The 23,272-nt window shown below is 41.6% G+C and carries 18 protein-coding genes and 1 pseudogene; 11 read left to right on the top strand and 8 right to left on the bottom strand.

Annotated elements, in window-relative coordinates; translation table 11 throughout:
* The first annotated feature begins 4 nt into the window (after nucleotides 1-4).
* From M23134_RS02895 to M23134_RS02885, 3 genes are all read left to right on the top strand, one after another.
* Nucleotides 5-877: a phosphatidate cytidylyltransferase gene (locus M23134_RS02895; protein ID WP_002693791.1), complete on the top strand. Its 873-nt coding sequence runs from the start codon at nucleotides 5-7 to the stop codon at nucleotides 875-877.
* A 203-nt stretch (nucleotides 878-1,080) separates the two neighbouring features.
* On the top strand, nucleotides 1,081-2,355 hold the full coding sequence (locus tag M23134_RS02890; RefSeq protein ID WP_002693789.1) for a Glu/Leu/Phe/Val family dehydrogenase: 1,275 nt from the start codon (nucleotides 1,081-1,083) through the stop codon (nucleotides 2,353-2,355).
* Between the two features lie 449 nt (nucleotides 2,356-2,804).
* Nucleotides 2,805-3,269 carry an N-acetyltransferase gene (locus tag M23134_RS02885; RefSeq protein ID WP_002693787.1) on the top strand — a complete coding sequence of 155 codons (465 nt, stop codon included), beginning with the start codon at nucleotides 2,805-2,807 and terminating at the stop codon, nucleotides 3,267-3,269.
* A gap of 99 nt (nucleotides 3,270-3,368) precedes the next feature.
* On the opposite strand, the gene tpiA is transcribed toward M23134_RS02885, so the two are convergent.
* The 4 genes from tpiA to bshB1 all read right to left on the bottom strand — a co-directional run bounded on the left by tpiA (nucleotide 3,369) and on the right by bshB1 (nucleotide 6,961).
* On the bottom strand, nucleotides 3,369-4,130 hold the full coding sequence (gene tpiA, locus M23134_RS02880) for a triose-phosphate isomerase (RefSeq protein ID WP_002693785.1): 762 nt from the start codon (nucleotides 4,128-4,130) through the stop codon (nucleotides 3,369-3,371).
* Between the two features lie 206 nt (nucleotides 4,131-4,336).
* Nucleotides 4,337-4,942 (bottom strand): DJ-1/PfpI family protein, encoded by a 606-nt coding sequence (locus M23134_RS02875; protein WP_002693783.1) that lies wholly within the window; start codon nucleotides 4,940-4,942, stop codon nucleotides 4,337-4,339.
* 256 nt (nucleotides 4,943-5,198) lie between these two features.
* Entirely contained in the window at nucleotides 5,199-6,164 is a 966-nt protein-coding gene (locus M23134_RS02870; protein WP_002693781.1) for a GlxA family transcriptional regulator, read from the bottom strand.
* A gap of 71 nt (nucleotides 6,165-6,235) precedes the next feature.
* On the bottom strand, nucleotides 6,236-6,961 hold the full coding sequence (gene bshB1 / locus M23134_RS02865; RefSeq protein WP_002693779.1) for a bacillithiol biosynthesis deacetylase BshB1: 726 nt from the start codon (nucleotides 6,959-6,961) through the stop codon (nucleotides 6,236-6,238).
* Between the two features lie 164 nt (nucleotides 6,962-7,125).
* Here bshB1 and M23134_RS02860 point away from each other — a divergent pair, with 164 nt between their 5' ends.
* Nucleotides 7,126-8,304: a serine hydrolase domain-containing protein gene (locus M23134_RS02860; protein ID WP_002693777.1), complete on the top strand. Its 1,179-nt coding sequence runs from the start codon at nucleotides 7,126-7,128 to the stop codon at nucleotides 8,302-8,304.
* Nucleotides 8,305-8,363: 59 nt separating this feature from the next.
* Here M23134_RS02860 and M23134_RS02855 read toward each other — a convergent pair whose 3' ends face one another.
* Entirely contained in the window at nucleotides 8,364-9,500 is a 1,137-nt protein-coding gene (locus M23134_RS02855) for an RNA-guided endonuclease InsQ/TnpB family protein (RefSeq protein WP_002693776.1), read from the bottom strand.
* A gap of 57 nt (nucleotides 9,501-9,557) precedes the next feature.
* Here M23134_RS02855 and tnpA point away from each other — a divergent pair.
* Nucleotides 9,558-9,942 (top strand): annotated as a pseudogene (tnpA, locus tag M23134_RS40415) (IS200/IS605 family transposase).
* Between the two features lie 156 nt (nucleotides 9,943-10,098).
* Nucleotides 10,099-11,313, top strand: coding sequence for an MFS transporter (locus M23134_RS02845; protein ID WP_002693772.1), 1,215 nt, complete (start codon nucleotides 10,099-10,101; stop codon nucleotides 11,311-11,313).
* A 296-nt stretch (nucleotides 11,314-11,609) separates the two neighbouring features.
* Here M23134_RS02845 and M23134_RS02840 read toward each other — a convergent pair whose 3' ends face one another.
* A complete protein-coding gene (locus M23134_RS02840) occupies nucleotides 11,610-12,524 on the bottom strand; it encodes a prolyl oligopeptidase family serine peptidase (protein WP_157558306.1) in 915 nt (304 codons plus the stop codon).
* Complete coding sequence (locus tag M23134_RS02835) at nucleotides 12,524-13,732, bottom strand: NADase-type glycan-binding domain-containing protein (protein ID WP_002693760.1); 1,209 nt, start codon at nucleotides 13,730-13,732, stop codon at nucleotides 12,524-12,526. The genes M23134_RS02840 and M23134_RS02835 overlap by 1 nt, the downstream gene beginning before the upstream one ends.
* A gap of 447 nt (nucleotides 13,733-14,179) precedes the next feature.
* Here M23134_RS02835 and M23134_RS02830 point away from each other — a divergent pair, with 447 nt between their 5' ends.
* Both M23134_RS02830 and M23134_RS02825 read left to right on the top strand, forming a co-directional pair.
* Nucleotides 14,180-15,496: a serine hydrolase domain-containing protein gene (locus tag M23134_RS02830; protein WP_002693757.1), complete on the top strand. Its 1,317-nt coding sequence runs from the start codon at nucleotides 14,180-14,182 to the stop codon at nucleotides 15,494-15,496.
* 385 nt (nucleotides 15,497-15,881) lie between these two features.
* Entirely contained in the window at nucleotides 15,882-16,316 is a 435-nt protein-coding gene (locus tag M23134_RS02825) for a hypothetical protein (protein WP_002693756.1), read from the top strand.
* A 14-nt stretch (nucleotides 16,317-16,330) separates the two neighbouring features.
* Here the strand turns inward: M23134_RS02825 and M23134_RS02820 are convergent, their stop codons facing one another.
* Nucleotides 16,331-17,041 (bottom strand): LytR/AlgR family response regulator transcription factor, encoded by a 711-nt coding sequence (locus M23134_RS02820; RefSeq protein WP_002693754.1) that lies wholly within the window; start codon nucleotides 17,039-17,041, stop codon nucleotides 16,331-16,333.
* Between the two features lie 177 nt (nucleotides 17,042-17,218).
* Between M23134_RS02820 and M23134_RS02815 the strand changes: the two genes are divergently transcribed.
* The 3 genes from M23134_RS02815 (at nucleotide 17,219) to M23134_RS02805 (ending at nucleotide 23,263) form a co-directional block, all read left to right on the top strand.
* A complete protein-coding gene (locus M23134_RS02815; RefSeq protein WP_002693753.1) occupies nucleotides 17,219-17,647 on the top strand; it encodes a hypothetical protein in 429 nt (142 codons plus the stop codon).
* A gap of 144 nt (nucleotides 17,648-17,791) precedes the next feature.
* A complete protein-coding gene (secDF, locus tag M23134_RS02810) occupies nucleotides 17,792-20,863 on the top strand; it encodes a protein translocase subunit SecDF (protein WP_045112902.1) in 3,072 nt (1,023 codons plus the stop codon).
* 258 nt (nucleotides 20,864-21,121) lie between these two features.
* Nucleotides 21,122-23,263 (top strand): TonB-dependent receptor, encoded by a 2,142-nt coding sequence (locus M23134_RS02805; protein ID WP_002693748.1) that lies wholly within the window; start codon nucleotides 21,122-21,124, stop codon nucleotides 23,261-23,263.
* The last annotated feature ends 9 nt before the right edge of the window (nucleotides 23,264-23,272 follow it).

The following is a 23,272-nucleotide window of genomic DNA, read 5'->3' as shown; positions in this document are numbered from 1 at the left end:
CCCAATGAATGAAGACAATTCAGTGAAAACTGATCAAAACACTAAAAAAAAGGGAAGTGCAGAGTTAAAACAAAGAATAATAGCCGGGCTTGCCGGATTAGGAATTATTTTAGGAGCTTTGTTTTGGCACCCGTGGAGTTATTTCAGTATATTTTTGCTTATTTCCCTGATTACCCAACGCGAGTTTTATCAATTGACTGGCCTGCGTAAAAAACAAGACTTACAAATTTACGGCATTGTACTGGGGGCAGCTACCAACGTGCTCATTTTCCTCTACTTTTACAGCCCGTTGCCAGTGGCGGCAGTCAAATTTTACACTCTGGTTTTCCCGGCATTATTTGCTGCTTTTTTACTAGAGCTTTACCGCAAAAACAACCCCACCCCTTTTCAAGATTTGGGCTGGTGGTTTTTAGGCATTATGTACATTGCGGTTCCTTTTGCTTTGCTGCATTTTGTGGCTTTTTATGTCCCTGGCAAATATAGTCCTACCAATATATTAGGGGTGTTGTTTTTGATTTGGGCAAACGATATTGGAGCGTATTTTACTGGTAAAGCTTTTGGCAAACACTCCTTGTTTCCACGCATTTCGCCAAAAAAAACCTGGGAAGGAAGCATAGGCGGAATGGTTACAACCTTACTTGTGGCCATATTGTTATCATTTATTTTCAATGGTTTACAAGCCTGGCAATGGCTCGGTATAGTGGTCATTGTTATTCTGGCGGGTACCTCTGGCGATCTAATAGAATCTATGTTTAAACGCAGCATTCATATCAAAGATTCGGGCAGTACCATACCCGGTCACGGGGGCTTTTTAGACCGATTTGATGCCCTATTAATGGCTATTCCTTTTATTGTTGCTTTTCTGCAAATATTTTAATAAAAAATTATATTTACACAGCGAATCCTGTAACTTTGCCGCTCATTGAGAAACACCGGTATTACTTGTAATGAAGTGTCTCATTCTCAAACAAGGTTATTTCTAATAAAGGTTTGAAAAATAATACATCAGGCATTGAGATTATAGGTGAATACCGACTCAAATAATAATTCATATATATATACAACAAAAATAAATAGCTTATGGCTTACATTGAGCCCGCTCCTATCAAAGACACCGAAAATCCATTAGAATCGATGATGCAACGATTCAATACAGCATTTGAATTGTTGGGTTTCGATGAAGAAATGTACGACATTCTGAAAGTACCTGCCAAACAAGTAGTGGTTGGTCTGCCAGTAACAATGGATAACGGCAAAATCAAAATATTTGAAGGCTATCGCGTAATTCACTCCAATATTTTAGGTCCAGCCAAAGGAGGGCTTCGTTTTGACCCTGGTGTAAACCTCAACGAGGTAAAAGCACTGGCTGCCTGGATGACCTGGAAATGTGCCGTGGTAGATATTCCCTACGGAGGTGCCAAAGGAGGCGTAACCTGCAACCCCCGCGAAATGTCAGCGGGTGAGTTAGAGCGCTTAATGCGTACCTATACTCAAACTATGCTGGGCGTTTTTGGTCCCGATCGAGACATTCCTGCCCCCGATATGGGTACGGGTCCTCGCGAGATGGCGTGGTTGATGGATGAATACTCAAAAGCAAATGGTATGACTGTACACTCGGTAGTGACAGGTAAACCATTGGTATTGGGTGGCTCAGAAGGTAGGGTAGAAGCTACCGGACGTGGAGTAATGGTGTGTGCTTTGGTAGGCATGGAAAAACTACGGGTAAACCCATACCACGCCACTTGTGCGGTACAAGGTTTTGGTAATGTAGGTTCGCATGCTGCCCGTTTACTACACGAACGTGGAGTAAAAGTGGTGGCAATCAGTGATGTAACAGGTGCTTATTACAACAAGAAAGGCATAGACATCAAGGCCGCCATGGAGTATACCGAAAAGAACAACCGTTCTTTGGCAGGCTTTAAAGGGGGAGAAAAAATTGACCCGGCAGATTTGCTTACCCTGGAAGTAGATGTACTAGTACCTGCAGCGATGGAAGATGTAATTGTAGAAACCAACGCACCAAAAATCAGAGCTAAAATGATTGTAGAAGGTGCCAATGGACCTACTTCGGCAAAAGCAGATAAAATCCTCAACGAAAAAGGTATTCTTGCGGTGCCCGATATTTTGGCAAATGCAGGTGGGGTATCTGTATCTTACTTTGAGTGGGTACAAAACAGACTAGGTTATAAATGGACAGCTGAGCGTATCAAACGTCGTAGTGATCGCATTATGAAAGAAGCTTTTGAACGCGTATATGCTACTTCACTAGAGTACAAAGTGCCCATGCGTATTGCGGCTTATATAGTAGCTTTGAAAAAAGTAGCAGATACTTACCAGTTCCGTGGTGGCTATTAGTATATAGCGCCTGCGGGGGCAAGCTTCAAGCGACAAGTCGCAAGTCCTTAGATACCGATGTATATCGGTGCTACACCCTGTTTAACTCCGTTGAGCTCATCACAGCAAGCTGTAGATTCGGTTCACAGATAACTACACTTTTTCTATCATGTTGATTTTTAGCAACTTATAAAAAGCGTAGTTAATAGCATAACAGTGGAAGCATACACAACTATAAAATATAAGGAAGGGTCTTACGAGACTCTTCCTTTTTTTGTGGCGTAGTACATTTTGTTTCTTTTACAAAGCCTGTAAAGACTGGTTGTGTTCCAAAGGTAATAACACCGATGTTCACCGATATATAAAAACTTGCCCCTTGTCGGGGCTTCAAACTAATTCATTTGTAGTTAAACTACGTTTCATTGAAAAAACGATAGAGTATTGACTTGATAACCCATTTTCTAAAACTTATGCAATATTTGATTACGAAAGCACTAAATGATGCACAAAAAGAACAAATTCGCACAATATGGAACAGGGTATACCCAGCCCAAGTAGCTCATCAAAACATTATAAGCTTTGAAAAATACCTTGCTCCGCTCCACAATACCACGCATTGGTTGGTGCAAAACAAACAGCCCATCATAAAAGGTTGGCTCACTACTTTCGACCGCGACGATGATCGTTGGTTTGCCATGTTGCTCAATGACAACATACAAGGACAAGGCGTTGGTTCTGAACTGTTACGCCGCGCTCAGGCGCAAAACAAGGTACTCAATGGCTGGGTAATTGACCATAACGACTATGTGCGCAAAGACGGGCAAGCATACATTTCACCTGTTGAGTTTTATCTCAAAAATAACTTTCAAGTATTGACCGACCAACGGTTTAAAACTGAGCAATTGTCATTGGTAAAAATAAGGTGGGAGGCGTAGTAACAAGACTTGAGCAATAAGCGACAAGTAAATGGAGAGCACACCAATAGGCGCTGGTATCCAAAGACTTGTCGCCTGAAATTTATTACTTAAAATTGATTAAAAACTTTTGGCAATATCCACAAAGTCGCGCGACTTAAGAGAGGCTCCACCTACCAAACCTCCGTCTACATCGGGGCAGGCAAATAGTGCTTTGGCATTGTCAGGTTTTACACTCCCACCATACAAAATAGGGGTACCCTCAGCTACCTCTTTGCCATACTTATCGGCAATAAAGCTTCTGATGGCAAGGTGCATTTCCTGCGCCTGTTCGTTAGAGGCGGTTACTCCAGTGCCAATCGCCCAAATGGGCTCATAGGCAATCACCAACCTGGCAAAATCTTCGGCGCTTAGGTGAAACAAGCTGTCCTTGAGCTGATTGCACACATACGCTACATGCTCACCCTTTTCGCGGATGTCTAACGACTCGCCACAACAAAAAATTGGAGTGAGGTTGTGCGCCAGCAAAGTATCGGTTTTTTTAGTAAGGGTATCGTGGCTTTCGCCAAAATACTGACGACGCTCGCTGTGCCCTATAATCACATATTGCACAGGTACCGACTTTAGCATAGTTGCCGATATTTCTCCAGTGTAAGCTCCTTTGGCTTCTTCGTGGCAATTTTGCGCACTCAAGGCTAATTTAGTACCATTGGTAAGCTTTTGTACACTGGTCAAATGAACAAAAGGGCAACCCAAAATTACTTGTACATTGTTGTTTGTAAGTTCATCTTGCACCATATTTACCACCTCAGAGGTAAGCTTGAGTCCTTCATCAAGGGTGTTGTTCATTTTCCAGTTTCCAGCAACTATATTTTGTCTCATGTAGTTTTTTTTTATTTAGGCTGTACGTGAATTTATACAGCAATTTGACAGGAAATATTTTCGGAATCAAATTTCCAATAAAAGCCAAAAACATCCAAATTAGGTAGCAAGCTTTTTTAGTAGCAATCCACTGCCCTATCTCAACAAGTACTCCATCACGTTTTTTACGCGCATCGGCAAGCTTTCAAGGCCTCACTACTGACTTACTACACAGTGGCCGCTCGCCAATCGCCATACTCCATTTCTGTCAGGGTTTTTGCCACTGCCTCTTTACCAAAAAGTTTTTCTACTACATGCAACGACAAATCGATGCCTGCCGCAATCCCCCCCGCAGTCATCACATGTCCATTGTCTACAAAACGCTGGTCTTCTATTACCTCAGTAGTGGGCGATACTTTCCTCAAAAAATCAAAGGTGGTGTGGTGGGTAGTAGCGGGCTGATTGTTGAGCAAACCCAACTTTGCCAATAATAGCGCTCCAGTACACACCGACATAGTAATATGAGTAGTGGTGTCTGTTTTAGCAATCCAGTCGAGAGGCTTTTGATGCTTAAATACCTCGCGGGTACCCATCCCCCCTGGAACAATCAAGACATCTATTGCAGGATGGTTCTCAAAACTGTAGTCAGGCTGTACCTTTAACCCATTCCGAGCTTTTACTTGTTGCCCACTTTCGCTAATAGTGAAGACTTCAAAATATTGATAGTCTGATAGTTCTGCTGTTACAGCAAAAACTTCAAAAGGTCCGGCAAAATCTAATACTTCTACATCGTCAAACAGGTAAATCCCTACGTTGTATTTTTTGTTGTCCATCGAAAAAGTGTTTAAGAGCTTGTTTAAAATTCACCTAATAGGCACTTTACGCGAATATTCCCCTCATATATTGTTAAATTTATCTGAAATAGCGTGCTATTCCTTCAAAATTTAACGCATCTGAGAACAAAATTCATCGAAAATCACTCTACACGCGAAAGTTTAAATAAGCTCTAAATATTGATAATGACACAAATATAGGTGGATAAAACACTTGATAAAAGGACATTTACCGGACAAAACAAGCCATCCAAACTTACATCACCTGACTCACTCTCCATTCGAGCGGGCTTTGGGCAAACTGCTCGCGCCATAAACGACGCAACTGACGGGCATCTTTGAAGCCACACCGGGCAGCTACCGCCTCAATGGTGAGGTCAGGGTTTTTAAGTAGTTTTTTTGCCAACTCAAGTCTTATTTTAGTAGCAAACTCATGCACACTGACTCCAGTAGCCTTACGAAACAAACGGGTAAGGTTGCGACTACTCATGTGCGCCATTTCGGCAAGTTCTTCGAGGTTGTTTTTTTTCTCTGGGTTTTGCACCAACCAATCTTGTACCCGGTGTACTCCTTCATACAAATGGGTTCGATAATCCAGGTAAATACTTTGCTGTTGCTCCAACCCATTGCGTCGCATATACACCACAATTTCGCGGGCTACTTTTGCCGCCAATAAAGCACCTGCTTCCTCTTCCAGAATAGACAAGGCAAGATCGATACCCGAAGCTACTCCAGCACTGGTATACACTTGTTGGTCTTTAATATACAGGCAGTCAGACTGCACTTTAGCCGCTGGAAACTTATCATGGAGTTCCTGGGAAGCTTTCCAATGAGTAGTGCATTTTTTACCGTCTAACAAACCAGCTTGTGCCAATACAAACGCCCCTGTACACACCGAACATATTTTTACACCTTGAACGTGCTGGGCATTGAGCCAGGCAAAAAATGCAGGGGAGGCTTGCTGGTATATTTCTGAACGAAAACCACTGGTATGTATACCCGCAATTATTATATAATCTCCTTTCTGCAAACTGAGCGTGGTATAAGGTGCCAAGTGGCTCAAGGTAAGCCCTTGTGCCATAGACACCTCTGGAGCAAGGGCTACTTGTTGCAAATCAAACGGTTGCTGATAGTCGTTTTTGGCTTCATAAAACACTTGCAAAGGTCCGGCAAGGTCTAGTATATGTACTTGGGGTAAAATGACAAAAGCAATGGTTTTCATAGAGGCAATCGTTAAGTGGTGATGAGTTTTCGCTGACGGTTTAATTGACAATTATGCAGCTTTTTGCGCATCTATTTCAATTCAAACAAATTGGTGGTTCCTATAGGGGTACGACTCACAAAACCTTCGCCATACTTTACCCCAATCAAGCGTCCAAACTCGCGGGCGCGGGCTTCCAAAAAAAGCATAAAATCAGGGGTAGATATAGGTGTAGCAGGCTCGTTGTCTTCGTTGCCTGAAATAAAAAACTGTGTTTTAAAAGCTTTGACTGCTTCCATCCGTTGCTCCCAAAATGGGGTAACATCTACAATCAAATCAGGCTTCATGTAGCGGTCTTGTACATAGTGGTAAATTTGTTTAGGTCGCCAAGGTGCTTGAATGTTGCCTTGTGCGTCAAGGGTTTCTACTTTTACCAATCCAGCATAAAAACAAGCATCTATGGCAAGTTTGGCAGCTCTGCCGTGGTCAGAGTGACGATCATCGAGCGCATTGGCAAGTACTATTTCGGGCTGGAACTTTCTCAATGCAGCAATCAATTTTAGTTGGTGGGCTTTGTCATTTTGAAAAAAGCCATCTGCCATTTCCAGGTTTTCGCGCACCTCTACCCCCAAAATCTTAGAAGCAGCTTCAGACTCTGCCTTGCGGGTTTCGGCGGTGCCTCGCGTGCCCAATTCGCCTCTGGTAAAGTCTACAATACCCACTTTTTTACCCCTATTTATATGAGAAATAACGGTACCACTGCACGCCAGCTCTACATCGTCGGGGTGCACCCCCAATGCCAATATGTCCAATTTCATATATGTGTCTGATTTAATGTATTTTAAAAAACAAAAATAGCGATTATTTGGGGCACTGCTTCATGCCTGATTTATAAACTTTTGTTAAAAGTACTGGTTATTAGCAATTGAACTTATGATCGAATAGATTTGATTGATAAAAACTATTCAAACCTAAAAGGACAATGACTAAAATTCAAGAAAAAAATTTATTGATTGCTGTTTTTATCTGTATCCTTGGGCTGCCTGGAAGCAGTTTGACAGCCCAAAACAGCGATTACTTCCCGCCAAGGGGTGCTACCTGGCAAAGCAAATCACCTAAGCAACTACAAGTAAACCAGCAACGCCTACAAGAGGCAGTAAACTTTGCCAAAGCCAATGAATACTCAGGATCGCGTGATTTACGCACAGCTATCTTAAAGGGCTTTCGCCGCGAACCTTTTCACAAAATATTGGGACCAGTCAAAAAACGAGGAGCTCCTACAGGTATGATCTTAAAGAATGGCTATGTGATTGCCCAATGGGGCGATACCAAGCGGGTTGACATGACTTTTAGTGTAACCAAAAGCTATTTGTCTACAGTAGCAGCGCTGGCTATAGACGAAAAACTGATAGGTTCACTTGATGATCGGGTAGGACAATATGTATGGGATGGAAAGTTTAGTGGACAACACAACGCCAAAATAACCTGGGCACACCTGCTTACCCAATCATCTGACTGGTATGGGCAACTTTGGGGAGGGCACGACTGGGCAGACCGTCCACCCAATACTGGGAACATAGATGAATGGCAAAGACGTAAACTGCACGAACCTGGCACTCACTTTAAATACAACGATGTAAGGGTAAATCTGCTGGCTTATTCGTTGCTTCAGGTTTGGCGCAAGCCCCTGCCCCAGGTACTGAAAGAAAAGGTCATGGATAAGATAGGCGCTTCAACTACCTGGCGTTGGTTTGGCTATGACAATTCGTGGGTAAACGTAGATGGTACCAAGGTGCAATCAGTAAGCGGTGGCGGACACTCAGGCGGAGGTTTATTTATCAATACTGAAGATCATGCGCGCTTTGGCTTATTGTTTTTGAATAATGGCAACTGGAACGGAAAACAAATATTTTCGCCCCAATGGATCAAAGCTGCTACTACCTCCTCTAAAGCCAATGTAAACTATGGCTACATGTGGTGGCTCAACAAACAAGGGGCAAGGCATTGGGCTGGAGTGTCAGAAAGAGTCTATTATGCCGCCGGTTTTGGAGGAAATTTTATTGTGATAGCTCCACAACACAACCTGGTAATTGTAACACGTTGGCTTGCGCCTTCCAAAGTGGGAGAAATGGTAAAAAAGGTGATCAAATCTTTAGATTGACTACTCCCCAAGCTAAAGCAAAGGGGATTCTCATCCAACGCACAACCCAATGGTTCACGTTAGCGGATGGAGGCAAAAGCCCTTGCCTCCATATTTTTTGCAGCATTGATGTCTGCGTTTAGTTTTGTACCACAAGATGTACACACAAATTTGGCTTGTGTTTTCCTGCTTTCTTTGTCTTTGTGCCCACATTCAGAGCATACCTGGGAAGTACGCTTTGGGTTTACCTTGACAAAAGTTCGTTCGTGCCATTTCGATTTGTACTCCAGCTTATCCAAAAACATAGAAGGCGCCGTGTCCAGAATAGAGCGATTAAGACCTGATTTGGCTTTGACATTCTTTCCAAGTGCTTCAGTGGTTCCTTTGGCGCTACCAGTCATATTGCGAACTTTGAGGTTTTCAACCGCAATAGAGCCATATTTGAGAATTAAGCTTTTGCTGACTTTGTGTTGAAAATCGTTGCGAATACGGGCAATTTTAGCCTGAAGTTTGACAAGTTTTCGGGCTTGCTTCTTGAAGTTGCTCCCTCCTTTCTTTTTGCGGGAAAGGCTTCGTTGTTCAATCCTGAGCTTTTTTTGGTAGTGCTGAAAAAGGCGCGGATTGGCAATGTGTTCGCCATCTGAGGTTGTTAGAAAATGTTCTATCCCCCAATCCAATCCCACAGTTTGGTTATTGCTCGGAAGTGGTTGGGTGATCGTTGAGAACATAATAGAAATATAGAAACCATCCGATTCTTTGATGATGGTTGCTCGCTTAAGTTTGGCTTCTTTGGGGATTTCTCGTGAGTAGAAGGTTTTGACCTCGCCTAGTTTTGGAAGAACAAAACGACCTGCCCCACAGTTGTCACGAGTGACTGACTTTAGAGTGATAGAATTGTATTTGCCTTTTTTCGCCCATTTGGGAAAGCCACCACCCTTAAAGAAAGATTGATAGGCTTTCTCAAGCCTTTGGAGCACATCCTGAAGACTCTGTGATGGAACATCTTTGATCCATTCAACATCCTTGAGGGTTTTGAGCTCCTTATCCAAATCAAAGCGAGACAAGTTAACCCCGTAGGCTTTGTAGGCGTATTGTTTGGTCTCCAAAGCGAGGTTGTACACAAACCGACAAGCACCCACCCAGCTACTCAGTTTTTGAGTTTGGGTAGCCGACAAATTTCGGAGCTTGTATTTGTATGTCTTCACTACTTGGAGCATAATGCAATATACGAAGGAAATATTATTTATCTGACAATTAAATACTATATTTAAGCCATGGAAAAACGCTGGAAAAGCTCTAAAACTAGTGTCTACAAACTTGGCTATCATATCATTTGGTGTCCAAAATATCGCAGGAAAGTCCTGACTCAGGAAATACAAAAAAGGCTCAAAGAACTTTTGCTTTCAAAGGCTAAAGATTTGGGCATTGAAATAGAAACAATACCAGGTGCATCTTTTCATCAAAGCAAAGCCGATAGATGCTCCTCACTTCATTATTGGGCAACTTAAGGGCTACACTAGTCGCCATTTGAGGCAAGAATTTCCCCAACTAAAAAGTAGACTTCCAACACTTTGGACTAGATCATATTATGTGGAATCGGTAGGGCATATTTCAGAAAAAAACATCAAAAAATATATTGAAAACCAAAAAAAGGTGTGAACATCATTTGCCATTCGGCAACTATTTTTCATCCCACTACTAAAGACAGTGGGCTTTCAAATAATATTTATCGTAAAGTCGTGATTTTTTTCATCATGGCGCCATTTATGCCCACAAAAAAGGATATTATGCAAGTATACCTAACTTCCTTCTGATATGACTCAACCAAAAGTAAATCCGCTGATTAAAATTACCCTACTTATAGGGGGCACTTTAGTGTCAATGGGTGACGCAGTAGTAATGCCACTGCAACCCGCTATCGCCAAAAGCTTTGCACAAGTACCTAATATAAAGCTATTGGTAAACTATGTATTGGTGTTCAATGCGTTGTTTATTGCTATAGGAGCCACCATAGTGGGCTTACTCATCGAAAGATTTAGCAAAAAAAAGTTACTCATTGCTGCCTTTGCTTTATATGGGTTGGCAGGCACATCGGGGCTGTACCTCAACAATATTTACTTGCTCATAGTATCGCGCGCCCTTATAGGCTTGTCTATTGCGGGCATCATGACCATTTTGTTTACCTTTGTTGCCGATTATTTTGAGGGAGAAGCCCGCAGCAGGTTTATGGGGTTTATCAATGGCTTTAGTTTGTGGGCAAGCGTGGCTTTTTTGTATGTAGTAGCTCCATTGGCTGCCAAAAGCTGGCACCACCCTTTTGCGATGTATGGGGTAGCTTTTTTACTTATTCCATTGGCAATCATATCGCTTCATGACAAAAAACCAGTTGGCAGTCCCCCTCCCAGCGATCCAACAGCTACCACCACAGTAGCGTCAGATAACCTCTCTACCACCTCTTACCCCAAAGCACTGGTGATATTGGTCTATACTATTTCTTTTGTGGCGGTTACACTGGTAAGTTTAACTTTTATCAAATTACCCGACATCATTGTGGCAAGGTTTAGCACAGATATTTACTATATCGTGACTGGCTTTGCGGTATTTTTGGCTTCTGGTGCGGCCAGCTCTATGTTTTTGTATACGCCCATTAAACAAAGGCTGCATTACCAATTGATTTATGCATTGGTATTTATTGTGATAGGTATCGGATTCATCACTATCAATCAAGCCAACACCTACCCTGTGTTTTTGATAGGAGTAGGTTTGGCAGGTTTGGGTTATGGGCTCAATGGCACCAATACCAGCCTGTGGATTATGAGTTTAGTGCCCCTTGCCTTGGTTGGGCGTTTCATGGGTATATTTACCAGTTTATTGTTCTTCGCTATTTTTGTTTCGCCCAATATTACCAGTGTTGCGCTTAAGTTTATGGATGTTTCTTCTGCATTTTTGACGTATGGTATCATCATGCTTGTTTTGGCAATTGGTTTATTGCTGCATGGCATTGTACTTAGTAAAAAAGCTGAAGCATAATAAAAGCTTGTTTAAGTACAATACTCCGCAGTGATTTTAGTCAAAGTTGTTTGCTGGTTCTCAGTTATTTACGAATTTAAAAACTATTTAATTGGGTGTTTGGGCGTAAAACCGACACACTTTTAAAAATAAATTGAGTAAGCAATCTTAATATAAAATACTGGTTTACAGCATTTAACAAGGTAAACATTTACTCGAATCAGCTATCGACTATCGACTAAATACTATGGACTATTGTAAGTACCAACAACAAAAAAAGCTGCTCAAACACAAGCAGCTTTTTTTGCTGGAGCAATTCACCTATAAGCCTCAAAAAACTTCAGAAACTTATCTACTTCATAGTCCCAATACCTGTAGTTATGAGCTGCCCACGTTGGCATACTTAACACTACTTTGAGCCGAGGGTGAGCTTTCTTAAGTGTTTGGTAAAATAACTGAGTTTGGGCAGGGGGGCATACGCGGTCTAACTTGCCGTGCCCCAGGTAAAATGGCGTTTTAAATTTTTGAATATTTACCACCATATTATCTTCCCCTGCCCAGCGCTTCGGAAAAGTAGCAATACTGCCATAAAACCCAGTCATAATACGATCGTAGGGTATTTTTCTTTGGTCAAAGTCTCCGGAAAGAGCAGCAACGGCCTTAAACAAACCAGGTAGATTGAGTACTACCAACCCAGCCCCCCTTGCTCCAGTAGAAAGCCCTACCACAAAGTTTGCCTGATGGGGCGTCATGATACAATATCGTTGTTGCAAATAAGGAATCAACGAATCAGTTACCCACTTAAGGGTAGGGTACTTGCGCCATTGTTTGAGAGTTTCCGGGTATAGTTTGGAAGAATAAGTGCTTTTGCCCATTTCGGGCATAATCAACCGATAGCCTTGCGACAGGGCTTTTTTACACAAGGACGATTTCTTACACCAATCGTCTTTAGGGAAGTTCCAGCCTTGCAATACCAATAAGTTGGCTTTTATGTTTGTCGAATCCTGAGGTACGGCAATGTCTACCAAATGTCCCGCTACTTTGATGGTTTGCATTCGCCGCAAAGAGTCGCAAGTGGGTGGTTTTACCTCAACAGAGTCGGCTAATGTAGATACAGTAACAGAATCTTGCGTTTTTTGGCCATTTTTTGCCTGTGGGCGATTGCACCCCACCACCACCACTCCCCATAGGCAATACCACCCCCACCATATCATTCTACCTGAGATACTCATTATTTAAATGCCTTGAAATGTGATACACAGATGTCTTTCCATCTTTCGGAAGGGTACCAGGTTTTGACTTTAAGTATAATGTAGCGGGTATTACGCGGGCGAAATTGAAACTCTTGCACTGCATCTATGTCTTTGAGGCGAATGGTTTCTTTGCTTCCGTCAGAAAACTCAAGTGTGGCAGTTTTTACCCGATGATTCATCCTAAAAATATCGCCATGCTTTGGGTAATCAGGGTAATGAGAACCTCCGTGTACTTCAATAGCCCTGATAGGCTCTGCGGAGTCAAAAATGACTTGTAACCAATTAGTTGAAAAATCATCACGCTTGGGCGACCACCAGGTTTTCAGGTCATTATCATTTACGTTGGCAGGTTTATATACAAAACCATCAGTAGATAAATAACTCGAAGCATTGATTTCGTTACTCAATACTTCGATCAACGGGGCATCATTGTTTACCTTGGGGGTAGGGTCGGGTTGCTCACCTGATGTCTCCTGGTTTTTACGATGCTGATTAGTTGATTCCGTTGCCTTGTTTTTTGGGGTGCGGTAGCTAGTAAAACCACCCTGTAGTATCTTTTTGCTCTCTACCGAAAAACTGCTCAGCTCTTTCACTACTTTGCGCGCCCGGCTCGATATATTGTGCATTTGGCTAACATTATCAGTAATCTTTGACCTCATAACACTGGAAATCAACACCTTATGCAAATCATTACCCTCTTCTAACACAGTTTTTATGTTCCGCATATCTTGTTGGGCTTTCTGGTATACTTTATCCCAGTTTTTTTTCAACGCCGTATTTTTGCTAAACTCTTTTTTACGCAAATCGTCGCTGCTAATGCTTTCATTGATACTGTACAGTTGGTTAAAATAAGCTTTTGAGCTTTGCTCAATGGCATTAAACTTTGCCTCCATTGCTTTAACGCTTACTGCGATTTTTTTCCAATCTCTCTCATAGTTATCGGCTTTCTTTTTAGCAGACATATTGCTACTAGACATATCTTTTCCCATCCTGGCGTTCGAGATCGTGATCACCTCTAAAGCTTGGGTACGTTCATTTTCAAACTCGTTTATTACCTTGATCAAACGATTGGAAAATTCTTGTGCCCGATCACTGGCAGATTGTTCTTTTTTTTCTCCGCAGCCTATCACCAGCCAAGAAAATATAGCCGTCAGGCATACAATAAATATTGTTTTTTTTGTTTTCATAAGTGTAGTTTAGGTTATAAAAGTGCTACTATTATACATAAACAAGTGGCTCGAATCCTTTTAATTTAACTACGGTTTTTATAAGTCACTAAAAATTAACGTGATAGAAAAGTGTAGTTACTTAGGGAACAGGGTATACCTAGTACCTCAACCTCTAAATACCTGATACATTATTTCGGCGATATTCGCACCCTGACTTTACTTAAAAAATATCGCGTAGCTATGGCTATGCTCAATTTTTGAAGTTCGTCAGAGAACAAATCTCATCCAAAATAAATAGTGCATTTACTTAGAGGATAAGGTACTAGTCCCTAGAACCTCGTTGGGGCTATAGGCTATTAAATTTATACTGCCAATTTAATTATCTGCCACTACTTGCAAAAAAGAATGGGCTTGTATTCATATTTTTTTGTAGCATTGTAGTCTTATTATATTCAAATCGCAATTATGTTAAAAAATTTCTGGATTTATTTTGGGGGAGTTGTCCTTACGAGCTGGTTAAGTAGCTGTGGAGTGAAGAGTGAAAAGGTACGCGAAGTAAGTTTAGACAAAGAAGTAGCTGCCCAGCCTACCAAACCTACCATTGACTTTCCTTTAAGAAATCACCATTCAAACTATAACGAAACGGTGAAGTTTGATACTTTGATCCATCGGTTTATGCATTATTGGGATGTGCAAGGGCTTTCGCTGGGCATCGTAAAAGACGGTAAGTTGCTGTATGCCAAAGCATATGGCGAAGCAGACACCATCAACCACGAAAAAACAGCCCCCTATCATTTATTTCGCACCGCAAGCGTATCAAAGCTTGTCACAGCAGTGGCCATTATGAAACTGGTAGAAGCTAAAAAAATCAGGCTTGATCAGGCAGTTTTTGGCAAAAAAGGCATTTTAAATGATACTGCTTATTTGCACTATAACAACCCTCGCCTACTCAAAATCAAAGTAGAACATTTGCTTACCCATACAGGTGGCTGGCGCAATGTTTATCGTACCGACCCTATGTTTGTTCCTTTGGCTGTAGCCAAACGTATGCAGGTAAAGTCGCCCCCAAGCTTTGAAACTACCCTCAAGTTTATGCTTACCCAAGAGGTAGCCTTTGAGCCTGGCAAGTTTTACGACTATTCTAACTTTGGGTATTGTGTACTGGGCAAAGTAGTAGAAAAAGCCGCAGGAATGCCCTATGAAAAATATGTACAACAAATATTGAAACCTTTGGGCATTGAACGAATGCGTTTGAGCAAAAATAGAATGCAAGACCAAGCTTTTACCGAAGTAAGGTATTATGAGCATGCCAACGCAGAAAAAAAACTCTCGTGTTACAATACGGGCGATTCGGTAGCCCGCACCTATGATGCCACCAATATAGAGGCACTGGGTCCGGCAGGAGGCTGGCTGGCTACCCCCACTGACTTGTTGCGTTTGGTAACAGCAATTGATGGGTTCAGCACATTACCCGATTTTTTAACCCCAGAAAGTATCAGGGCAATGACCACCCCACGCGATAGCAGCGAAAAAAAGGTGTTAGGTTGGAAAGCCTGCAATGCCCAAAGATGGTGGCGCACCGGAAGTCTTGCCGGCACTGGCATTGTAGTAAAACGCAGGCAAGACGGCATAAGCTATGCCATTGTTACTAATACCAGCACCTGGAGAGGTCCAGGATTTAGCTATGAACTGGAGGGGCTCATGAGACGAGGAATAAAAACCATTAAACAATGGCCACAAAAAGACTTATTTTTGGTAACAGATAGTACAGCAGTGCAATAGTTGCGTATAAATCATTTATTTTTCAAACCACCTCAGCTTTTACTTTAGTTGGGGTGTTTTTTTTGTAAAATAGCCAACTATTCCCTTCCCTCTCGCGTAGGTAAACTTACTTAGTACACTATCAATCACTTATTTACTGTTTGTTAACCATAGGTAATGACGGTCTGTTACACAACAAAAAATACAACTTATATTATTTTTAAAACTCGTGTGAATGGTTTATCTTTTATGATGTTTAAAGCTTCACTAACAGTGAATTATAAACATTTACCTTGTTGATAAGCTTCAATCAACATCACACTTATGCCTGTTTTAATTAAAAAACACCCATCTCACATCCTAAAGCCTAAAACATTTTTTTTACAGTTATAACCTTATTCAACGCATGGATACTACTCAAAATAATCAAGAAGTGTTTATCAACTCACCTTACCTAAAATCAACCTGGGATCAAGAGAATTCAATTGTAAACCTGCAGTGGCTTGCTGAAACCAAGTATATTCAAGAAAATGAACTGAAAAAGTTATTAACCCAAGCAGCTGTTTTTGTTAAAGAAAAGAGCGCAAAAAGATGGCTTGCCGATACCAAAGAGTTTGACTTTGTAATGGAGCCTGCCCTGCAAGACTGGATTTCAGGAGAGTTTAATCAGACATTGGCAGATGCTGGATTAGAAAAAATGGCGGTGATTATTCCTCCATCCTACTTTGCTGAGGTAGCCCTTCAACAAACGACCAACGATATGGTAAAAAAACAAAATGGTACAATGCAAGTGCTGTATTTTGACCATAACGACAAAGCCCTGGAATGGCTTAAGGAATAAACAGCAAACGAGACCTAGTGCTCTATGCGCTTGTAGAATTGATCGCGGTAGGTAGTGCCAATAGGAATCCACTTGTCTTGAATTTTAATTTTATTGCGCTCAATGCTTTCTATATACGCCATAGCAATAATATAAGACTTATGCACCCGCATAAACTGCGCATCGGGCAAGGTCTCCTGCATATTTTTCATACTTTGAAGCGTAAGCAGTTGCCCTTCGAAAGTCACTATTTTGATGTAATCCTTTAACCCTTCTACATACCATATATCCTTCAAATTTACTTTCACAATTTTATACTCAGTTTTCACAAAAAGGTGTTCTGTGGGGGCTTCATCAGCTCCCACCACCTCCTTGCCCGACTGCTTACTGGCTAAGAAACTTTCGGCTTTGTTGGCTGCCTTTAGAAAACGGTCAAACGAAATAGGTTTAAGCAAATAGTCTACCGCATCAAGGTTAAACCCCTCAACGGCATAGTCGGCATAAGCCGTAGTAAAAATCACCGCAGGCTTTTGAGGCAAGGCATTTAAAAACTCAATGCCTGACAAATCCGGCATATTAATATCTAAAAATATCAAATCAATCGTGTTTCTCTTCAGACAGTCCAAGGCTTCAAAGGCATTGGCACATATTTGCACCAACTCCAAAAAAGCAATTTTACTTACATAAGCTTCTAATATATCGGTAGCCAGGGGTTCGTCATCTACTATAATACAGCGTATGGTCATATTATTTAGTTTTATTAAGCATTGTAGCCAAAGTTATCAATTTAGATACTACCAGCAGAATGAACGTTATTAAATTTTTTGATGATGGTATGTTACTCTTTTAAGCATTAATTTGGGCTAAACTCAAGTAAGGTTTGGCATACAAAAAAGTATTTTGTACATTTGCGCCCACTTTAAATGATGAACAGACAAAAAACATATCGCTTTTTTACATTGCTTTTAGCATACCTTGCCATTACTTCTACATTGTTGGCAAATGGGCGAGTGTTTGATGCATTCCAAAGTAAAGCGCTTGTAAAAAAACAAGTAGCCAAACCTGGTGATACACCTCAAAAACAAAACGCTGCTCATCAGAACACAAATACTCATCAAGAAAAAGAGCAAAAGCAAACACAAGACAACCAGGAAGAGGTAATAGTACAGGAACTTACCCTGGAGCACACGGTGCCTCCATTAAACGTAAACATTGATCCTGCCCTTCACCTGTTGTTCAATATAGAGTGTCCATCTATTGAGTACCATGCTTACTACGCTGAACCCTCTATTGCACTCCTCCCCTATTTTGAGAATGTGTTCAACCACTTTATAGTAATTAATGCCCCCTAGCGCCTCTCCATTTTACCCTTTTTAATTTTCTTAAAAAGACATAAAGCATTGATTGTCAGATTGTATACACTTTTATACAGTGACGATATTTATTGCTATACTTTATAAAAAATCTCAAAACTTTATTATTAAATTCTAACAAAAATGCGGAATAAAACCGGAGTTATTATTTTGACGGTATCCATTACACTATTGTGTATTTATTACCTGTCTTTTACATTTCAAGCACGCGGCGTGCAGCAAAAAGCTGAAGAATATGCGCGTAACCCTAAAACTGGTGTGGTAAGCAACAGTAAAAAACAAAAGTACTTTGACTCTGTCGACAATCAAGTAGTATATAAATTGCCCTGGGCATCGTATGACTACAAAGAAGTAAAGCAAAAAGAGCTTTCTTTGGGTCTTGACTTGCAAGGTGGTATGCACGTGGTAGTAGAAGTTTCTCCCATAGAAATCATCAAAGCATTATCGGGTAGCAGCGCCAGTGTAAAACTAAATAGATCGCTGCAAGAAGCACAAAAAGCACAGGCAAACAGCCAGGAAAAATTTATTTTTCTTTTCCAAAAAGCTTTTGACAAGTTGTACCCAAATGACAAGCTGGCTGATATTTTTGCCAGTAGTGCCAACCGTGAAAAGATCAGAACCAACTCTACCAACGATGAAGTAATTGCTTTTATTGGTAAAGAAGTAGACGAGGGTATTGATCGCGCATTCGAAATCTTGCGTCGTCGTATTGATAAATTTGGCGTAGCCAACCCTAATATTCAAAAACTACCCGGTTCTGGTCGTATTATGATCGAATTGCCAGGGGTTGACAATCCTGAAAGGGTGAGAAAACTGATTTCTGGTGTAGCTAAGCTTGAATTCTGGGAACTATATGAGCTAAACGAGATTGCCTTGAGCTTTTCTCAGTTAAACCAGTACATGACCAAGCTTGAAAAAGCAGCGCAAAAAACTACAGGAGACTCTACCAAAACCGAGACTAAAGTAGATACTGCTAAAAAAACAGATGATAATTTATTGGTAGCAGGCGATACTACTGCCCAAGAAACTGACTCTACTGAAAACTCTTTGGTAGCTGGGGGTACCAAAACCGACTCTAGCAAAACTGACAGTGCCAACACCAAGAAGGACACAGCTAAAAAAGCAGATACTGCCAAGAAAAAAGACGTAAAGAAAGACACTACCCAGCAAATAGGTTCAAAATTCGCCCGTTTGTTCAAAAACAACGGAAGAAACTATGCGGCTTTGGTAAAAGATACCGCTGAAATTAACTCTTACCTAAGACGCCCTGAGGTTCGTCGTATGTTTAAAGGAAATGCTTTATTTTTCTGGGATGTAAAACCTGATGCCAATGGGTTGTTGAGCCTACACATTGCTAAAAACACTCGTGGTGGCAAGGCTCCTCTGGAAGGTGACGTAGTAGTAGATGCACGCCAGGAGTTTGATCAAAACTCTCAGCCAGAAGTATCTATGCGTATGAACCAACTGGGTACTAATGAGTGGAAAAAACTTACCCGTGCCAACGTTGGTCGTCGTGTAGCCATTGTATTGGATGGCAATGTATACTCTGCGCCTACTGTACAAAACGAAATCCCAAGTGGTAACTCTTCTATCAGTGGTAGTTTTAGCATCGAAGAAGCAAAAGATTTGGCAAACATTCTTAAAGCGGGTAAACTTCCTGCTCCGGTACGTATCGTAGAAGAAGCCATTGTAGGACCTTCTTTGGGTCAAAAGTCTATTAACCAAGGACTTCAGTCTATGTTGGTAGGTTTGGGCTTGGTAGTAGTATTTATGATTCTGTACTACAAGCTTGGTGGTGCCATTGCCAACGTTGCTTTGCTTGCCAACATCTTCTTTATTGTAGGTATTTTGGCGCAGTTTGGGGCAGTACTCACCTTGCCTGGTATTGCAGGTATTGTACTTACCATTGGTATGTCGGTAGATGCCAACGTACTTATTTATGAACGTATTCGTGAAGAACTGCGCCGTGAGCAAGCAGTAAAATTACCAATGGCTATCAAACTAGGGTATGAAAAAGCTTACAGTTCTATTATAGATGCCAACGTAACTACTTTCCTTATTGGCGCCATTCTTTATAGCTTTGGTTCTGGTGGAGTAAAAGGTTTTGCGGTTACATTGATGATTGGTATTGCCTGTTCATTGTTTAGTGCCATCTTTATTACCCGTTTAATCATTGAGGCTATTTCTCGCGGTGGCAAACGTAACATCGGATTTTCTTCTTTTATCCCAACAATGGGTAAAGCAAACATTCAGTTTATCAAGCTAAGAAAGAAAGCCTATATGGGTTCTGCGGCATTCATCACTTGTGGTATCATTGCTATGGTGATCAATGGGGGCTTAAACTTGGGTGTAGACTTCAAAGGAGGACGTTCTTATGTAGTGAAGTTTGAAAAATCAGTAGCTGCTACTGATGCTCGTCAGGCGCTTACCGACTCGTTTAAGGGCGGACTGGAAGTAAAAACTTTTGGAGCCAGCAATCAAATTAAAGTAACGACCAGTTACTTAATTGATGATGAATCGCAAGAAGCCGACAAAAAAGTAAAAGCAATGGTATTGAATGGCTTGAAAAAATTCAACGATGGTAAAGCACCTTCGGTAGAAAGTTCTTCTAAAGTAGGTTCAACCATTGCCGATGATATTCGTAACACTGCCCAAACTGCAGTATTATTCTCGCTGGTAGTTATCTTTATTTATATTGTAGTACGTTTCCGTCGCTGGCAGTACGGCGCAGGAGCCATTGCCGCTTTGTTCCACGATGTTTTGTTTGTGCTTTCGGCATTCTCTATTGCCCACTTGCTTGGCTTTACCCTAGAGATAGACCAGGTATTTATTGCCGCTATTCTTACAGTAATTGGTTACTCAATTAATGATACAGTGGTAGTGTTTGACCGTATTCGTGAAGAAGACGAAGACAATACCAAAGGACACCGTGGTCAGGCATTTAGCGAAGTATTGAACAATGCCATTAACAACACCTTGAGTCGTACTGTAATGACCTCTACCACTACATTGGTTGTAGTATTGACCTTGTTCCTTGCAGGTGGCGAAGTATTGAGAGGCTTCTCTTTTGCTTTGTTAATTGGGGTATTGGTAGGTACTTACTCTTCTGTGTTTATTGCTTCTCCGGTTGTGTTAGATTTTTATAACATGCAACAAAAGAAAGACAAGAAAAAAGTCACAGAAGCAGCAAAATAGCATATAGTAGTTTTTAGATTTATATACAATCCCTTACTGATGTTTTTCGGTAAGGGATTTTTTTGTGATACCCCAAAGGCAGCAGCGAAGAATTGAGGGATGCCAACGCGTACATACAACAACCAGACTTACTCAACACTCCCCTCTCCTACCATTTCACACCCGGTATTCGCCAACTCACTCCCTAAAGCAAGCCCTGCCTGGGTTTAAACACTTTATTTGTAACAACTTAATACAAATCATATAACCATTGAATAAATGATATACCTGAAGTTTATCATTGCATTATTGCTGTGGACAGTCACCTCTCCACTACAGGCACAAACACTGATAAGTGGTATGGTAACTGATGAAAAAGGTGAGGCTTTAGCAGGAGCCAATGTATCGGTCAAAAACACGTATGATGGTACTTCTACCAATATAGATGGGCAGTTTCAGTTTAACACTCCCCAACAAGGTGAGGCAATATTGGTAGTTGCTTATATCAGTTTTAAAACCTTTGAGCAAAAAATTACCCTTTCGGGCAAACCTTTACAGATAAACGTGCGCCTAAAAGAAGAAGCCAACGAACTAAACACGGTGGTAATTACTGCAGGAGCCTTTGAGGCAAGTGATGAAAAACGGGTGGTAGTGCTCAATTCTATAGACATAGCTACTACAGCAGGTGGCGGCGCAGGCGATTTGGTGGGTGCTTTACAAACTTTGCCAGGGGCTCAAACAGTAGGCGAAACGGAAGGTTTGTTTGTGCGAGGAGGCGCTGCCAACGAAACCAAAACATTGATTGATGGTTTGGTAGTGCAAAACCCGTTTTATAGCTCAGTGCCTGATGTACCTCAACGAGGACGTTTTTCTCCTTTTTTGTTCAAAGGAACTGTTTTTAGCACTGGGGGCTATTCCGCCCAATACGGGCAAGCGCTTTCGTCTGTGTTGGTGCTCAACTCGCAAGACCTTGCCGAAAAAACACAGACCAATATTGATCTTATGACTGTAGGTGTGGGTGCGGGTCATACCCAACGTTGGAAAAACACTTCACTGAGCCTCAATACAAGGTATACCAACCTGGAGCCGGTTTTTCAACTTATTCCGCAAAATGCCGACTGGAAGCGTGCCCCCGAAAGTGTGGACGGCTCGATTATTTTTAGACAAAAAACTTCTAAAACGGGCATATTCAAACTGTATAGCACTTATAACCAGTCAAACCTGGCTATGAACTATCAAGATATAAGCTTAGAGAATACCACCAATGCGCTAGACTTGACCAATGACAATACTTACATCAATACTTCGTGGAAAGAAGCCTTAAGTGATCGTTGGTTTGTGCAGGTGGGGGGTTCTTATAGCCACGATCACGACTTGATTTTGCTAAATGGTAACCGCATTTTTCAGCAAGAACGCTTGCAACAAGGACGCATTACGGTACAACATCTTTTGGGCGAAAACTCAGGACTTACTTTTGGGGGCGAGGTGCAACGGTTCAATTTTGACGATGGGCTTAACCAATTGAGTCGGGGACTCGAAGAAAACTACCTGGCGGGTTTTGTAGAGGCCGATGTGTTTTTTACCCGCAAACTTGCCGGGCGTTTTGGGGTACGGATGGAAAAATCGGAAGTAATTGGACAACAAAATATTGCCCCCAGGCTATCGCTTGCTTATAAAACTGGCAAATATAGTCAGGTGTCGGCAGCATACGGACAGTTTTTTCAAACCCCTCAAACCAATGACTTAATACAACTAAAAACAGCAAGGCTGTCCACTGACCTGCAGTTTGAACAATCGGTGCATTACCTGCTCAACTACCAGTGGATGGTACCCGGCAAGCGCACTTTTAGAATAGAAGGATACTATAAGCAATACGACGATCTGGTCAAAAATAACCAGGATTTGGCTCAACTTGAGGTCAACAACAATGGCTATGGGTTTGCCCGAGGGATAGAGTTGTTTTGGCGTGACAAACAAACCTTTAAAAACGTAGATTACTGGGTTTCTTACTCGTTTTTAGACACTGAACGTGAGTTTCAAAACTTTCCAACTTTGGCAAGACCTGGTTTTGCGGCTAATCACACGCTCTCGATGGTATACAAGCAGTACTTCTCTGATATTCATAGTTATGTAGGGTTTACTTATACCTTTAGCTCAGGCCGGGCTTATTTCAACCCAAATAACCCTGAGTTTCACGGTGATACTACCCCGGCTTACCATAACCTAAGCCTGACTTACACCTACATTACGTCACTGTTTGACAATTTCACCATTTTGTTTGCTTCGATCAACAATGTATTGGGCGTACAAAATGTGTTTGGCTACCGTTATGCGCCTGACGGTACCCAAAGGCAAGCCATTGGACAGGCTGCTGACCGGGGCGTTTTTATCGGAATGTTTGTCTCTATTGGCAAGCGATAGCTGCAGTCA

The sequence above is a fragment of the Microscilla marina ATCC 23134 genome (assembly GCF_000169175.1).
Lineage (GTDB): Bacteria > Bacteroidota > Bacteroidia > Cytophagales > Microscillaceae > Microscilla > Microscilla marina.
The sequence above is the reverse complement of the archived record's forward strand: the minus strand, read 5'-3'. Positions and strand labels throughout refer to the sequence as shown.